14 protein-coding genes are annotated in these 15,007 nt (G+C 41.2%); 9 read left to right on the top strand and 5 right to left on the bottom strand.

The annotated features are described in order from the left end of the window. Positions 1–5: 5 nt before the first annotated feature. Entirely contained in the window at positions 6–1,004 is a 999-nt protein-coding gene (locus ACWPWY_RS17950; protein ID WP_454193056.1) for an SPFH domain-containing protein, read from the top strand. Positions 1,005–1,185: 181 nt separating this feature from the next. Next, entirely contained in the window at positions 1,186–2,409 is a 1,224-nt protein-coding gene (locus tag ACWPWY_RS17945) for an amidohydrolase (protein WP_454193888.1), read from the top strand. A gap of 69 nt (positions 2,410–2,478) precedes the next feature. Here the strand turns inward: ACWPWY_RS17945 and ACWPWY_RS17940 are convergent, their stop codons facing one another. Continuing rightward, positions 2,479–3,741 carry an MFS transporter gene (locus tag ACWPWY_RS17940; protein WP_454193055.1) on the bottom strand — a complete coding sequence of 421 codons (1,263 nt, stop codon included), beginning with the start codon at positions 3,739–3,741 and terminating at the stop codon, positions 2,479–2,481. Between the two features lie 679 nt (positions 3,742–4,420). Between ACWPWY_RS17940 and ACWPWY_RS17935 the strand changes: the two genes are divergently transcribed. The 4 genes from ACWPWY_RS17935 to ACWPWY_RS17920 all read left to right on the top strand — a co-directional run bounded on the left by ACWPWY_RS17935 (position 4,421) and on the right by ACWPWY_RS17920 (position 8,048). Further along, positions 4,421–4,741, top strand: coding sequence for a winged helix-turn-helix transcriptional regulator (locus ACWPWY_RS17935; RefSeq protein WP_332086148.1), 321 nt, complete (start codon positions 4,421–4,423; stop codon positions 4,739–4,741). A 279-nt stretch (positions 4,742–5,020) separates the two neighbouring features. Further along, the gene (locus tag ACWPWY_RS17930; RefSeq protein ID WP_454193054.1) at positions 5,021–6,253 is read left to right on the top strand and encodes a LytTR family transcriptional regulator DNA-binding domain-containing protein; all 1,233 of its coding nucleotides are present in this window, start codon (positions 5,021–5,023) and stop codon (positions 6,251–6,253) included. Positions 6,254–6,477: 224 nt separating this feature from the next. After that, on the top strand, positions 6,478–7,326 hold the full coding sequence (locus ACWPWY_RS17925; RefSeq protein ID WP_454193053.1) for an ABC transporter ATP-binding protein: 849 nt from the start codon (positions 6,478–6,480) through the stop codon (positions 7,324–7,326). Beyond that, complete coding sequence (locus ACWPWY_RS17920) at positions 7,323–8,048, top strand: ABC transporter permease (RefSeq protein WP_454193052.1); 726 nt, start codon at positions 7,323–7,325, stop codon at positions 8,046–8,048. The genes ACWPWY_RS17925 and ACWPWY_RS17920 overlap by 4 nt, the downstream gene beginning before the upstream one ends. Positions 8,049–8,206: 158 nt before the next feature. Here ACWPWY_RS17920 and ACWPWY_RS17915 read toward each other — a convergent pair whose 3' ends face one another. Continuing rightward, positions 8,207–8,458 (bottom strand): GlsB/YeaQ/YmgE family stress response membrane protein, encoded by a 252-nt coding sequence (locus ACWPWY_RS17915; protein ID WP_454193051.1) that lies wholly within the window; start codon positions 8,456–8,458, stop codon positions 8,207–8,209. A gap of 214 nt (positions 8,459–8,672) precedes the next feature. Here ACWPWY_RS17915 and ACWPWY_RS17910 point away from each other — a divergent pair, with 214 nt between their 5' ends. The 3 genes from ACWPWY_RS17910 (at position 8,673) to ACWPWY_RS17900 (ending at position 12,453) form a co-directional block, all read left to right on the top strand. Then, positions 8,673–10,337, top strand: coding sequence for a LytS/YhcK type 5TM receptor domain-containing protein (locus ACWPWY_RS17910; RefSeq protein WP_454193050.1), 1,665 nt, complete (start codon positions 8,673–8,675; stop codon positions 10,335–10,337). Then, positions 10,338–11,066, top strand: a complete 729-nt coding sequence (locus tag ACWPWY_RS17905; protein WP_454193049.1) for a LytR/AlgR family response regulator transcription factor — start codon at positions 10,338–10,340, stop codon at positions 11,064–11,066. It abuts the gene before it with no gap. 130 nt (positions 11,067–11,196) lie between these two features. After that, entirely contained in the window at positions 11,197–12,453 is a 1,257-nt protein-coding gene (locus ACWPWY_RS17900) for an L-lactate MFS transporter (protein ID WP_454193048.1), read from the top strand. A gap of 97 nt (positions 12,454–12,550) precedes the next feature. Here ACWPWY_RS17900 and ACWPWY_RS17895 read toward each other — a convergent pair whose 3' ends face one another. The 3 genes from ACWPWY_RS17895 to ACWPWY_RS17885 form a co-directional block, all read right to left on the bottom strand. Next, positions 12,551–13,015 carry a hypothetical protein gene (locus ACWPWY_RS17895; RefSeq protein WP_454193047.1) on the bottom strand — a complete coding sequence of 155 codons (465 nt, stop codon included), beginning with the start codon at positions 13,013–13,015 and terminating at the stop codon, positions 12,551–12,553. A gap of 188 nt (positions 13,016–13,203) precedes the next feature. Then, positions 13,204–13,830: a uridine kinase gene (gene udk, locus ACWPWY_RS17890; RefSeq protein ID WP_454193046.1), complete on the bottom strand. Its 627-nt coding sequence runs from the start codon at positions 13,828–13,830 to the stop codon at positions 13,204–13,206. Positions 13,831–13,998: 168 nt separating this feature from the next. Continuing rightward, positions 13,999–14,889, bottom strand: a complete 891-nt coding sequence (locus tag ACWPWY_RS17885; protein WP_454193045.1) for an NAD(P)-dependent oxidoreductase — start codon at positions 14,887–14,889, stop codon at positions 13,999–14,001. Positions 14,890–15,007: the final 118 nt, after the last annotated feature.

The following is a 15,007-nucleotide window of genomic DNA, read 5'->3' as shown; positions in this document are numbered from 1 at the left end:
AAGTAATGTCATTTTTCAAAAATCAATTTTCAAATGTAGTTGAGTGGGAAGAGTTCAGAGATGATATGATTTTCTGGAAGTGGAGTAATAGAGAAATTAAAAAAGGAAGTAAGCTGCTTATCCGATCCGGGCAAGATGCGATTTTTATTAATAACGGGAAAATTGAAGGGATCTTTGAAGAGGAAGGCGAGTATAGCATTGAATCTGACATTGTTCCATTCCTGTCTACACTGAAAGGATTTAAGTTTGGTTTTAACAGTGGAATGAGAGTCGAAGTGCTCTTCGTGAATACCAAAGAGTTCACTGTCAGATGGGGGACGCAGAACCCTATACTGATTCCAACCCCACAGCTGCCGGGCGGAATGCCGATTCGTGCGAATGGTACGTTCAATTTCAAAGTTAATGACTATGTGACCCTTATTGATAAAATCGCAGGGGTGAAGAATAGTTATCTAGTAGAGGACATAAAGATTCGGATTACTTCTGTGCTCGATCAGCTTCTAATGAAATGGATTAGCCGCGAAGGTAAGGATATGTTCAATTTGCAGGCCAATGCATCTGAAATTGCAAGAGGAATTCAGGAAGATTTGGATATGCAAGTGATGGATAATGGGATGACGATTACTGGATTTCAGGTGATGAGTTTTAATTATCCAAAAGAGATTCAGGACATGATCACGAAGACTGCTTCTCATGGAATGATCGGTAATCTACAAAAGTATCAGCAGGTTAGTATCACGGATGGGATTGCATCTGGTAACCTCAAAGGTGGAAGTACTGCTGCCGATATGGTAGGAATACAAATGGGAATGAATATGGCAAATCAGATGATGAAAAATATAGAATCTAACGAGAAACCAGCTGCTTCTGAAAATTCAAATGCTAAACCTTCGGCATCTTCTTCTGCAGAAGGAGGCCAGAAAAAACCGAATTTCTGTCCGAACTGTGGTACAAAAACAGAAGGAGCCAACTTCTGTCCTAACTGTGGTCAGAAATTGAGTTAATAGATAACGATATTTTCTGTGAAATTACGAGAAGACACCTAAACGGTGTCTTTTTCTGTATATTTTCCATATAGATATGCCTCTTCATATATGAAAAAAGTGTAGCAATGGAACTTTATTTATATTATTCGTTTATTAGTAGCTATGATACCATATGGGAGGAAAAGAGGGTGATCATATGATGAATGCTTCTTATTGGCTAACCAATGTAAGGTTAGAGCAAGGCTATGTTGTGGAAGATGGACAAGTAGTGGGTACAAAGACAGAAGTCTGTCACGTTCGAATCGAAGATAGTGTAATTGCTGAAGTCGTGGAGGCAGGCACAGAGATCGTGAGTGAACTACCCAAATACGATGGCAAACAATTATTAATGCTTCCTTCTTTTGAAGAGGCACATATTCATTTGGATAAAACGTATTATGGTGGTCCTTGGCAAGCGGTACGGAAGGTAAGTAGTATCTTCGAAAGAATGGAAGAAGAGAAACGTTTGTTACCGAAGCTCCTACCAACGGCGAGACATCAAGCAGAGCGTATTTTGAAACTTATACAAGGATATGGTTCTACCTATGTTCGTAGTCATTGTAATATTGAACCGGTGAGCGGACTACATAGATTAGAAGCAACAAAACAAGCTTTGGATACCTTTTCGGGGAAAATCTCCTCGGAGATTGTAGCTTTTCCACAGCATGGATTGCTTAGATCTGATTCTGTACAGCTGGTAAAGCAGTCAATAGCTGAGGGCGCAACTCATGTAGGCGGGGTAGATCCATACACTGTTGATGGAGATATCGAGAGATCACTGCAGGCAATGGTAGAGATAGCTGTAGCGGGTAAAGCGGGAATCGATATTCATCTGCATGATAGAAATGAAGCGGGTAAACAAACATTAACGAGACTCGCTGATTTGACGGAAGAAGCAGAATTACAAGGTAAGGTTACGGTGAGTCATGCATTCTGGTTTGCCAGTGCGGAAGCACATGAAGCAGAAGAGTTAGCAGCCCGAATGGCTTCGCTAGGTATGTCGATCACATCAACTGTACCGATCGGAAGATCAACAATGCCTCTTCCTATGTTATATCAGATGGGAGTGAACGTTAAACTGTCAACGGACAGTCTAACAGATCATTGGTCTCCTTTTGGTAATGGTGATCAGCTAGAGAAGGTAGGACGCTACGCAGAATTATATGGATGTAGTGATGAGTTTTCTTTATCTCAGTCACTTGGTTTCATCACAGGTGGCATAACACCGCTCAGTTCCAAAGGCGAACAAGTGTGGCCTAAAGCAGGCGACACAGCAAGTTTTGTCTTGGTGCATGCCAGTTGCGCTGCTGAAGCAGTTGCCCGAAGATCGGAACGAGCAGCCGTATGGTACAAGGGGCGTCTTGTGAGCGGGACATTATTATAATTACAACAAATGGATAACAAAAAGAGGTTTCCTAATAGGAAACCTCTTTTTGTTGATTCGTATGAAGAATTAGTTAAATGCACCTGCATTTTCAAGCTTTTTCTTTCCATTAAACGCGAGGATAATCAGTACGATATTAATAACCATCATACACGCAATCGCAATCAATACAGGAGTGTAAGAACCGGTTGCGTCATAAATATATCCATAACCAGGCAACGCAATAATTCCTGCTACAGCGAGTCCTAGCGCTACGATTGCATAAATCTGACTGTATTCTTTATTACCAAACAGAGCAGATGTAAGCAATGGTCCAAGTGTTCCGATCGCTGCCACAACAAATCCGAAGATTACCATTGCGATAGAGAACATAACTGAGTTATCAGCAGATGTTAATAGAATCGTTACAGGCACCAAACCTAATACCATTGCGAAAATGGCTGTGTTTCTCGCACCGATTTTATCAGTTAAGAATCCGAAAGCTAGAGCACCAAGTAATGCACCGACCATCCATCCAGCCATTGCGTTACTTGCAAATATGCCATCATATCCAAGTCCAGCCGCAAAGGTTGGAACGTGCTGCGCAAAACATCCGATAGCTGTAATAAAGAAGAAGAATGCAATTAATGCATAGAGTGCAGAGGATCTCTTAGCAACTCCAAGTGTAACCCCTTTTTCAAGTACAGGTGTTTTTGATTCATCTTCTTCCGTAACTTCATCTGCACCATAAGGCTGCAGACCTTTTTCTTTTGGAGACATTCTAAGTGTGAAAAATACGACAGGAATGACGATGATGATAACTGCGATACCAATGATAATATAGGCGTTTCTCCAGCCCTCATTCGCAATCAAGGTTCCAACGATGGGTTGAAGCACTGCGCCCAAGCCACCGGAGACTGCCATCATAATACCAATCATCAGACCTTTGTTCTTTTTAAACCAATTGTTGATCAGTACCGGGCCTGCCATCTGAGTAAGGAAAACCGCTCCGACAGCCATAGGAATAGAGAACAAGTACCAACCCCATACCGAGCTCATGAACCCAAACATAGCAAATGAACCGGCTTGCAGTACAGCCGCAACCATAAGTAAACCGCGTATATTATATTTAGCCATCATCTTACCAGCGATGGGTAGGAAGATCATAGTAACAATAGATGCAATACTAAAGTATATGGATAAGTCCCCCATGCGAATGCCTAAATCCTGAGTAACTGGAGTTAGGAACAGTCCGCCTGAGCTATTGAGGCCACCTCTTGTTAATCCGACCATGATTGATACGCCTACAAGTATCCACCAAGCAAAGTGGATTTTTTTCTTATTCTTATTCATGATGTCTCCTTAATTCCCTTTTAGGGTATGTATAAATCTAAATTTGTGTGTAGTTTTGTGAAAAGATACATCACTAGATATACAATAAATAATCATTAAAATATGCAAGACTTCTAAATGTTCAGCGACTTTTTTCACAATGCAGAAAAGTTTTTATGTTGTATAAGATCGGCATAAATAAACATCGGTGGGATTAAATACTGATTATTACTATAGTGCATTATTGGCAAAAATAGTTTTTCAGTTCTTGGCAATAAGCCCACTTCATCAGTGATGGCCATCGCTTTTCTCCCTAGTTGTTTCATTTGTTGTAATATCTTTCATTAAAAAGGCAATGTAAGCGATATTAATAGTGATCAAAAAATCGAATTCGTTTTCCATCTGTTGATCCCCTGCACTTTCTTAATGAGACAAACCAATATTCTTCTATAGCTACACCTCTTGAAAGATTAGAATTATAAGTAACTTTTTATATACGAGTTACTTTACATAACCATATTAACTCTTCACTAAATCTGTGTCAATATTGTGAACCTAAATAAAACGTAAGATTTGTCAAGATTTTAGAGTTGAAGATATTGTGGTAGAATAATATAAATAGGTTATTTAATGTTACTTAGTTATATATTTGAACATAAGGGAATAAAAGTAATAACAGAACAATTCGGAGGTGTAGGTTGTGACTGAGCAGAACGATACACAGGAGGTATGTAATAAAGTCGAAGAGGGGTATAATTTTCTAGGTAAGAAGTGGATCGGTATTATCATTCATACCTTATCTAAGGAACCCAAGAGATTTAGTGAAATTTTAGGTGCCATTCCTGATTTGAGTAAGCGGATGTTGAATGAGCGCATGAAAGAATTAGAAGATTACGGCATTGTGATTCGAAACGTAATAACGGATCGCCCTGTAAGAACCGAATATTCATTAACCCGAAAAGGAAACGAACTTGGGGTTACACTCCGAGTGTTTGAAAAATGGGCTGAGAAATGGATGTAAACTTAGGGTACGTGAGACCTCATGTAAGTCGATTGTTGCAATGAGTCTACATCTGCCTTGCGATATCTAACCAACCACAACCGATTGAGGTTGTGGTTATTTCTATTTTTCATAGCACGGATCGCATAAGGAAAAGATCAATATCCAATCCTCTTCATATGAATTCATATTTCTCGGGAAATAGCTAAAAACCATATCAATACTACCAAATTATAGTAAAATAACTCTAAAAGTGTAGAATAAATATTCTTTAAATAAGTTGCTGAAGGGAGATATATTGTGAGTTTACTACAGGTTAAGCAAGTTCGAAAAAATGCGGGCAGCAATGTGCTTATTCCCTATATTGATTTCGAGGTCAAGCAAGGACAGTGTGTCGCTATTCAGTGTAATCATGAGCTGGGCAGCCAGCTTTTGGAGTCGATTATGGGACGATTATCTATATCTGATGGTGAAATCTTACTTGAAGGAACACATGTGAACACGGCCTCTCAAGCGGTAGTAAGTAAAAGCGTTGGAATTCAGCGTCTGAACGAAGGTGTATATGAGCGGCTTAAAGTAGTGGAATTTCTTCGTTTTTACGCGAAGCTTCATGAAGTGAAGGCAGATCTTCATACGCTGCTCAGGAGAATAGGGCTCTCCGAACAGGAGAATACGTTGATTAGCAAGTTATCATTGTCCGAGAAAAGAAGACTTTTAATAGCCAAAGCACTAGTCCATAAACCGAAGTTGTTGCTTCTAGAAGATCCGGAACAAAATGTGGACCTAGAAACCAGTTATATCTTACGTAATCTGATTCCTCTTTTGGTTGAGGAAGGAAAGTCTGTGCTTATTACAACGATGGTGCTTGAACAGGCGATATCGGTAACAAGTGAGGTATATCTGTACAGTCATTCTGGATTCAAAAAGTTGGACACTTCTTCAGAAGTTCTAGAGACAGAAGCACCTGAAGACGGACTTCATGTCACTGCGACAGCAAACGAAGAGACGGATCGGACAGGTCGTTTGCGGATAGACCAAGCGAGCCGGGAGTTGTTACTTGATAACTCTGTCAAAGAGATAAACACTTTACCCTACATAACAGAGAACGAAGTAATGACGATGGAGTCAGATACAACCCAGATAAAGAACAAATCGGTAAGGGATGAAGATAAGTCTGAGGTTTTTGTTCAACCCGTTCGTTTGGAGAAAATTCCGGCCAAGGTGGGAGACAAGCTCATTCTATTTGATCCGACAGAAGTGGATTATATTGAAAGCCAGGAGGGAGTAGCAAACCTCCATGTTTTGCAAGGGACATACCCATGCTCTTTTTCTCTAACCGTTCTTGAAGAGAAACTTAAACCATATGGATTTTTTCGCTGTCATCGTTCTTATCTTGTTAATTTGCAGAAGGTAAGAGAAGTCATCACTTGGACGAGAAACAGCTATAGTCTTATTTTGGAGGATGCGGAGAAAAGTTCAATTCCATTATCTAAAGGGAAATACGATGAGTTAAAGCAGATTTTGGGAATCTAATTTTACAGGTTCACACAATCATTCACTACTTAAGTTCTGTCATGACTTCCCTCGGACCGCTTAGAGTGACAATTTCCAGCTCGAAAGATCCTCCATTCAGGTCCTTATTTGCAGGTTTTAGCCCCGTTTATCCTCCTTTCATCCCTTATATAATGCGGTGTGGCGCGGTTTTTCGTAACATGAGGATATCAAAGCGATTGCGCAATGAAAGGGATGGATGACAAGTGAAAACAATCATTGAAGTAAACGGACTGGTCAAAGCATTCGGGAATAAACGAGCACTCAGCAATATCAACTTTACTATTAATAAAGGCGAAATCTTCGGATTTCTTGGACCGAGCGGATCAGGCAAAACAACAACCGTGAAAATACTCACCTCCCAGCTGCTAGCGACTGGGGGAACAGTGAATGTGTTCGGGCAGGAAATTAGAAAGATGAATGATGCCGATCACAAACGTCGGATTGGGATCTTGACGGATAACAGTGCCCTATATGAGAGGCTTACGATTCAGGATAACTTGGAAATGTTCTGCAGCTTATATGAGGTAGAAAATAAACGAATTGCTGAGGTACTGGAGGAAGTCAATCTTGCGAATGATCGTAAGACGTTAGTGAAGAAATTATCTAAAGGGATGAAGCAGCGCGTTATGCTTGCAAGAGCCATGTTACATAAACCTGACCTGCTATTTCTGGATGAGCCGACATCGGCACTTGATCCGGTGAATACCTTACATATTCATGAAGGGTTACGCAAGCTGAACAGAGAGGGAACAACGATCTTCCTTACGACACATAACATGTCTGAAGCAGAGAGTTTATGTAATCGGGTTGCGTTTATTCACGAAGGTGTCATTAAGACGATAGGCACGCCTGAAGAACTCCGTCTGGAACATTCAGATGATTCCTTAACCGTAACCGTGAAAGAAGAGGGCCGAATGGTACTTCAGCAAAATGAAGAGTCTGCCCGGCAGATCGCAGGGTGGATGCAGACAGGTAAACTATTATCGATTCATTCCAATGAACCAACGTTAGGTGATATTTTCGTACAAATGACGGGGAGGGAACTACAATGACATTTTCAATGAAGAGATTTCAAGCGATCGTTCAAAAGGAATGGAAAGATAGCCTTCGAAATCCACAGGTACTAACGATGACCGCTTTTCCGATCGTGTTTGCCTTCTTATTTGCACGCATGGGCACAGACCGTACGGTTAGTGAAGATATCCTCATAGTAAGTTTTCCGATCCTTATGGCATTATCTATGACAGGTTCTTTCGTACTCGCGATGATGATTGCTGAGGAAAAAGAGAAGCATACATTGCGCGCGCTTATGTTGTCTCCGGCCAGTACACTCGAAATATTGCTTGGTAAAAGCTTTTTGACAGCGATACTTACGGTGGTTGCCATTGTGTTCTCGATTATGGTGAGTGCAATCCCAGGTGTACCTGCAGGTATCCTGGTCTTGTTTATACTTATTAATCTTATTATGTTTATGGCCATTGGTCTTATGATCGGTCTGCTTTCTCGCACGGTGCAAGAATCTTCTATTATTGGTTTACCCGTGCTGCTTATTTTTGTCATGGCACCTATATTTGCTCCTATGTTAAATAATGAGCTATTAATACAAGTGGTAAGTATACTCCCTACACAGAAGTTTATGGACATGATGGACAGTATGGCGATGGGCCAAGGCTTGCAAGAAATAGGTGGAGGTCTCATGATCTCGATCCTTTGGATGATCGCGTCTATTGTTGCCTCAGCAGTCATTTACAGCCGCAGACGTTTTGATAACTAAGGTCTGGTAGACGTGAAGAAGTGTATTCGTTACAAATAAACAAACCCGAAGTCTCTTAAGAGAATTCGGGTTTGTTTAGAGAGACGGAACTCTCTCTACTATTTTCGTTAAGTAAAATATCGTTGTTTTAATGAACGTAGATCCTACTTTGATCTTCCTTATGCTCTTCTTGTCTTACGAAGAATAAGACTAAGAATAGCAACGAGAACGATCGCACCAATCAGTGCAGGGAAGATGTAAAATCCACCTGTTTCAGGTCCCCATTCTCCAAGTAGAAGACCACCAAGCCATGCCCCAATAAAACCAGCGATAATATTACCAACAATACCGAATGGAATATCCTTGCCGACGATTAGACCTGCTAACCAACCAATGATACCACCAATAATTAATGCCCATAACCAACCCATATTTAACATCACCTTTCAATTGTTTTTTCGTTTGCTTTTGATTTTATAACCGCATAATCAAAGTTCTAATCATAAACAGAAAAATAAATTAAAATTTGGGTGTTGTCCTAGTAAGGGCTCACCGGAATTAAACGAGCGTTTTTCTGTGGTACAATAACAAATAAGAGGGCATGGAACGGATCGCTATATTGGTTTTGGAGAGTGATAGAACGTCATGCAGGAGACTTTACTAATGTTGCTTCAGTTATTAGAACGCGCAGCCCTTTTGCTGATGTGTTTATTTGTGCTGACACGAATACCAGGATTTAAAGCTTTCTTTGAGCCAAGGGAGAAATCTGGCTTTGAACTTGTACTAGCAACCATTATATTTAGTGGATTTGCCTTATTTGGTACTTATAGTGGCATTAATGTAGAGGGCTCGCTTGTGAATGTACGAATCATTGCCATCCTATCCGGTGGAATTCTATTTGGTCCTTGGGTCGGTCTTGCAACGGGGATCATCTCCGGAATTCATCGTTTTTTGATTGATATCGGTGGTGTTACTTCCTTGCCTTGTCTGATTACGAGTATTACAGCTGGATTAGTGGCGGGACAGATATACCGTATTACATCCCGTGAACGGAGATGGAAGATTGGCATCATAGCAGGTATGGCATGTGAAGCATTAACGATGATTTTAATTATTGTATTGGCTGAGCCAGCTTCGCTTGGTATGGTCATCGTTTCTCAAATTGGCTTCCCCATGATTGTCAGCCAAGTCAGCGTGGGTCTTATTGTTATGCTCGTACAGAGTGTTGAAGGAGAGAAGGAACTAGTTGCAGCCAAGCAGGCCAAGCTATCCCTGGATATTGCGAACAAAACATTACCTTATTTTCGAAGCATCACTCCGGATTCTCTTCATACCATTTGCCACATTATCAAGGATGACATTGGTGCAGATGCGGTATCGATCACCGATACGAAGCAGATTCTGGCTTATATTGGTGTTGGTGAGGAGCATTATAAGGAGCGGCATGCCATCATCAGTGAGGAAACGAAAAACACGCTGAAAAGCGGGGAAATCATGATTCGTAACAATGATGCAGAACATACAAACCCTTTTATTAAGTCCCTGATTATTATTCCGTTAAAAGAAAAGGGAGAAGTAACCGGAGCCCTCAAGATTTATTATGCGAAGGCACATAAGATCACGGATTCCCTGCAAGCGTTAGCAGTTGGACTATCGCAGATGATCTCTACACTCATGGAAGTTTCCAGAGTAGAGGGGATTAAAGAAATGGCAAATAAAGCAGAGCTGAAGGCTCTTCAGACGAAGATCAATCCTCATTTTCTATTTAATGCGCTCAATGCCATCGCTTCTTCTATTCGGACTGATCCTGATAAAGCGAGAGAATTGATTGTAAACCTGTCGGGTTATATGCGTTTCAACTTGGAGCTTAGTGATGAAATGATCGATATCCGTAAAGAACTCCAGCAAGTAAATCATTACGTTGAGATTGAGAAAGCTAGATTCGGCAATCGGCTTGAAGTGGAATATGATATTGACGAAGTAGAAGTGTGCATCCCGAGCCTTATTATTCAGCCGCTTGTTGAGAACGCAATAATCCATGGTATTTTGAAGGTGAAGGGACCGGGTAAAGTGACGATCTCGGTCAAGGATCTCGGAGAAAACGTAAGGATTTGCATCACCGATACAGGAGCGGGAATAGCACCCGATATTATCCAGAAAGTGTACAGTGACAATATGCCTGATAACAAAATTGGACTATATAACGTTCATCAGCGTGTGAAGTTGATCTATGGAGAAGGTCTTCGTATCCGCCAGTTGGAGCAGGGGACAAGCATTGATTTTGATGTGACAAAAAGAGGGGTTCAGTAAATGAGAGCGATTATCGTGGAAGATGAAGTATTAGCGAGGCAAGAGCTGCGTTATTTAATCGAAACACATAGTAAGATCAAGGTGGAGGCCGAGTTTGAAGATGGTCTGGATGCACTGAAATTTTTGCAGAATCAAGAGGTTGACGTTCTGTTCTTGGATATCAATATTCCTTCTATTGACGGGGTATTACTTGCCCATAATATCAGCAAATTTTCTGTTAAACCTTACATTGTGTTTATCACCGCATATAAGGAACACGCTGTGGAGGCCTTTGAGGTAGAGGCCTTTGACTATATTCTCAAACCCTACAGTGAGTCCCGCATTACATCTATGCTAACAAAATTGGAAACGGCATATACAGGGCAGCGCAGAGCGATCCCGGAGCAGCATTTGCCTTCGATTACAAAGGTGAATCTATATAAGAATGAAAAAATAATTGTTGTTGATGCAGATGATATTTATTATGCCGTTGCCCAGGAGAAGACAACAGAGGTAGTGACGAAGAACGAGAAATACACGATGCATCTCAGTATCAGTGAATTTTATGAGCGTCTTCCTAAAGATATTTTCTTCCGCTGTCATCGTTCCTATCTTGTGAACACAGAGAAAATTAAGGAGATTGTCCCATGGTTTAATAATACGTACTTACTTCGGTTAAGTGAGATTGATGCTGAAATCCCCGTCAGCCGCAGTAAAGCTAAAGAGTTTAGGCAACTTATGCGACTATAGAGGCATTTCATTCCGAATTCAGGTTATTTCATTCCTGTTTTCGCTTCTTTTCTAAATGTAAGCGCTACAATAAGAGTGTGTTAAGAGCTCAAGTACACTTACATTAGACAAAAGAAAGAAGGAAAGCAACATGAATGGAAAACCTGTAAATCGCCTTCTTATTGTTCTTGGTACAATCATTATGCAGATGGGTCTTGGAACCATCTATACATGGAGTTTATTTAATTCACCGCTTGTTGATAAATTTGGATGGGAGCTTAGTTCGGTCTCCATTACATTTTCAATAACCAGTTTTGCGCTTGCCTTTTCAACTCTTTTTGCAGGGAAAATACAAGAAAAAATGGGTCTTCGTAAATTGACAGCAGCAGCCGGTATTCTGCTTGGGATTGGGTTAATACTTAGTTCGCAAGCAAGTTCACTAGCTTCTCTGTATATTCTAGCTGGTGTAATTGTCGGATTTGCTGACGGTACGGCTTATATAACTTCTTTATCCAATCTTATGAAGTGGTTCCCTAATCGCAAAGGGCTGATCTCTGGTATCTCGGTTGGGGCATATGGTACAGGAAGTCTTATCTTTAAATATGTTAATGGTGGTTTGATTAATTCGGTTGGTGTTTCTCAAGCATTCCTGTATTGGGGACTCATTGTCATGGCTATGATCTTGGTGGGTTCGGTGCTCGTAAGAGAAGCATCGGTAGAATCGGAAGAAGCGAAGACCAATTCTAAAACGCAGACAACAACCTCGAATGCAGCAGTTCCTGTGCAGGTGAATTATACGGTGGGAGAGATGCTTTGCACCAAACAAGCATATCTGTTGTTTGTTATCTTCTTCACTGCTTGTATGAGCGGATTGTATTTAATCGGTATTGTAAAAGATATCGGTGTTCAGCTAGCCCATCTTGATGCAGCGACGGCGGCTAATGCGGTAGCTCTTGTTGCTATCTTTAATACAGCAGGACGGCTTATTCTCGGGGCATTGTCTGATAAAGTCAGCCGCTTAAAACTTGTGGGCTGCACACTAGCTGTAACGGCAGCATCTGCTGTCGTACTTAGCGTAGTTCCATTAAACTTTGGACTGTTCTTCGCTTGTGTAGCAGCGATTGCATTCTGTTTTGGGGGCAATATTACCGTATTTCCAGCAATAGTGAGTGATTTCTTCGGACTGAAAAATCAAACCAAAAACTATGGTGTTATCTATCAAGGTTTCGGTATTGGTGCGCTGTCCGGTTCGTTTATCGCTGCCATGATGGGCGGATTTAAGCCGACCTTCATCGTCATTGGTGGACTATGTGTAATCTCCTTCCTGATTGCTTTGACAATGAATCCTCCAGTGAGCAAAAAAGCAGAGAAAGAGGCAGCATTCAAAGCTTACAAACGTACAGCTTAAACCTATGAGAAAAAACAACCATCCCCCAGCGTAAGTAACATCGGGGGATGGTTGTTTTTTCTTTTTCACAATTCATAGTGCTATCGTTGCAGAAGGATTACTTGGTCTTGTTAAGCTGCTTTGAATGCCTGCCTGCCAACAGGGTGAAGAGTATGATGATGGCATAACAAAACAGATGAAGAGTGATCAGTCCGGTGGTTTCATAAGGTGTATTTATAAAAAGATTGTTAAATCCAAGAAGGCTGCCATAGAAGGGGAATAACAGAATAAAGGCAATACTGGATTCTTGATAATATGTGTAAAAAAACAAAAAGAATGCGAGTCCGCCAAGCCAGTAGATGGAAGTTAGAATCATGAAATCTATCCGACGTTTTCTCATCGACATAGCATAGAGCAACCAGGTGAACAAGAAGAGAGCAGAAAAGACATACGTTCCAGCACTATCCTCCCCGTAGATAATGGACCAGAGAACATTCATCCCTCCAAAGCAGAAATGGATAAGAAACATGAAGATTAGATGCATAGGATACAAAGCCCATCGTTCTGAGGCACTCATTTTCATAGTCGTTCCCACCCTTACTTGTAGCTTAAATTCAATTTAATACTTAACTATTAAACAATAGTAATGGCAGGAGGTTGCATTATAGATGAAAAAAAGAGAGACTCCACAGCCTTTTTTAGGCAAGAGAGTCTCTCCTTTTTATCTCGTTTTACATAAATCAATGAATGAGGCTATTACAGCCAGTGATCTCACCAATTTTTTTCGCCAGACAGATATTTTTCCGTAAGGACAGTCAGCAGCTGAATGCCTACTTGGTTATGTCCACCCTCTGGGATAATAATGTCAGCATACTTTTTAGATGGCTCAATAAATGCTTCATGCATCGGTTTTACCGTTGCGAGGTACTGCTGATGGATGGACTGAATCGTCCGTCCACGTTCCTCAATATCACGCACAACACGGCGCAGAATCCGTACATCGGGATCAGAGTCTACGAATACCTTAATGTCCAGCATCGCGCGTAGGTTCTCATCTGAAAGAACATGTAACCCTTCAATGATGATGATATTGTTTGGTTCTAGCTCGACTGTCTCTGATGCAGAACGTGCATGTATTGTAAAATCATAAACAGGAGCATAGGCAGTTTGTCCGTTTCTAAGAGCATTCAAATGCTCAATTAACAGCTCATTATCAAACGCAAACGGATGGTCATAGTTGGTGAGCTCACGCTCAGCCAGACTAAGATGAGCCTGATCTTTATAGTAGTTGTCTTGAGATATAAAAGTCACTTTACTCGAACCTAGACGCTCAATAACGGAACGAGCTACTGTTGTTTTACCTGAACCGGTTCCCCCGGCAATACCAATAATCAGCATGCGATACCATAAACCTCCCTAGAATAATTGCCAGAGCAATTTCAGTATTGTAGCATAGAAGGTCCTTTTTTTCATCTACAAGGCTCATAAAGGGAAGATTAGGCAGTTCTTATGCCCTTATATCTTTGCCCGATGATATTGGAATTATGTCTCTCATATAGGATAGATTTAGTTGCTGAATTTCATATAGTACTGATACAAGATTTGCGTTCCTTTATCATCGTATCCAAGTTCGGATAGCTCTTCATACAAAGATTTGGCCAGGGCAAGTCCAGGTGTATGCAGTCCCATCTCTTCTGCCGAAGATAGAGCAATACCCATATCTTTAATAAAATGTTTGACGAAAAAACCAGGCTCATAATCACCCGCAATCATTCGCGGACCAAGGTTACTGAGAGACCAGCTTCCTGCTGCACCTGTCTCAATGCTCTTCAATACGGTTTCAGGATCAAGCCCTGAAGTTTTTGCATAAGCGATTGCTTCGCAGACACCCATCATATTAGAAGCAATTGCGATCTGGTTGCACATTTTCGTATGTTGACCAGCTCCTGCGGGTCCTTGGAGCACAATATTTTTTCCCATCAGTTCAAAGATGGGTCTGACTGCTTCATAATCTGCTTTCTCTCCGCCGACCATGATGGACAGTTTGGCATCCCTCGCACCAATATCTCCGCCAGATACCGGCGCATCAAGAGCGTGCAGCCCCGATTTCAAAGCTTCCTCATGGATCCGCGCAGCCAGCTGCGGACTGGATGTCGTCATATCAATCAGATAAGCTCCGGAAGGGGCGTTTGCAATGATTCCATTTTCACCAAGATAGATTTCTTCCACGTCTTTGGGATACCCTACCATAGTAATGATAACGCCGCATGCTGCAGCAAGGCTTGCTGGTGACTCATGCCAAGTTGCACCCTGCTTCATCAATTCCTCTGCTTTGGCGGCGGTTCTTGTGTAGACATGAAGAGCATAGCCGGCTTTTTGCAGATGCCCTGCCATACTTGTTCCCATGACGCCGGTACCGATAAATCCTACAGCGGTTTTCTCTGGGGATACGATCATTTATTTTACCTCCTGGGTCGTTGGTTTGATTTGTTCTATTCTTATTTTTCGTATTATATCCCTTTTTTTACTAAGGTTCTATGAAGTGAATGACAGTACCTTACATCAATTATTAAGT

It is taken from the genome of Paenibacillus sp. Marseille-Q7038 (assembly GCF_965111595.1).
This window is presented reverse-complemented; position numbering and strand designations above follow the sequence as displayed.

What these genes read in the sequence shown, in the direction of transcription:
- udk (WP_454193046.1), bottom strand. Translation starts at nt 13,830, where the DNA reads ATGCTGATTATTGGTATTGCCGGGGGAACCGGTTCAGGTAAAACAACA.
- ACWPWY_RS17915 (WP_454193051.1), bottom strand. Translation starts at nt 8,458, where the DNA reads ATGGGTTGGTTATGGGCATTAATTATTGGTGGTATCATTGGTTGGTTA.
- ACWPWY_RS17900 (WP_454193048.1), top strand. Translation starts at nt 11,197, where the DNA reads ATGAATGGAAAACCTGTAAATCGCCTTCTTATTGTTCTTGGTACAATC.
- ACWPWY_RS17910 (WP_454193050.1), top strand. Translation starts at nt 8,673, where the DNA reads ATGCAGGAGACTTTACTAATGTTGCTTCAGTTATTAGAACGCGCAGCC.
- ACWPWY_RS17920 (WP_454193052.1), top strand. Translation starts at nt 7,323, where the DNA reads ATGACATTTTCAATGAAGAGATTTCAAGCGATCGTTCAAAAGGAATGG.
- ACWPWY_RS17895 (WP_454193047.1), bottom strand. Translation starts at nt 13,015, where the DNA reads ATGAAAATGAGTGCCTCAGAACGATGGGCTTTGTATCCTATGCATCTA.
- ACWPWY_RS17950 (WP_454193056.1), top strand. Translation starts at nt 6, where the DNA reads ATGTCATTTTTCAAAAATCAATTTTCAAATGTAGTTGAGTGGGAAGAG.
- ACWPWY_RS17945 (WP_454193888.1), top strand. Translation starts at nt 1,186, where the DNA reads ATGAATGCTTCTTATTGGCTAACCAATGTAAGGTTAGAGCAAGGCTAT.
- ACWPWY_RS17940 (WP_454193055.1), bottom strand. Translation starts at nt 3,741, where the DNA reads ATGAATAAGAATAAGAAAAAAATCCACTTTGCTTGGTGGATACTTGTA.
- ACWPWY_RS17905 (WP_454193049.1), top strand. Translation starts at nt 10,338, where the DNA reads ATGAGAGCGATTATCGTGGAAGATGAAGTATTAGCGAGGCAAGAGCTG.
- ACWPWY_RS17885 (WP_454193045.1), bottom strand. Translation starts at nt 14,889, where the DNA reads ATGATCGTATCCCCAGAGAAAACCGCTGTAGGATTTATCGGTACCGGC.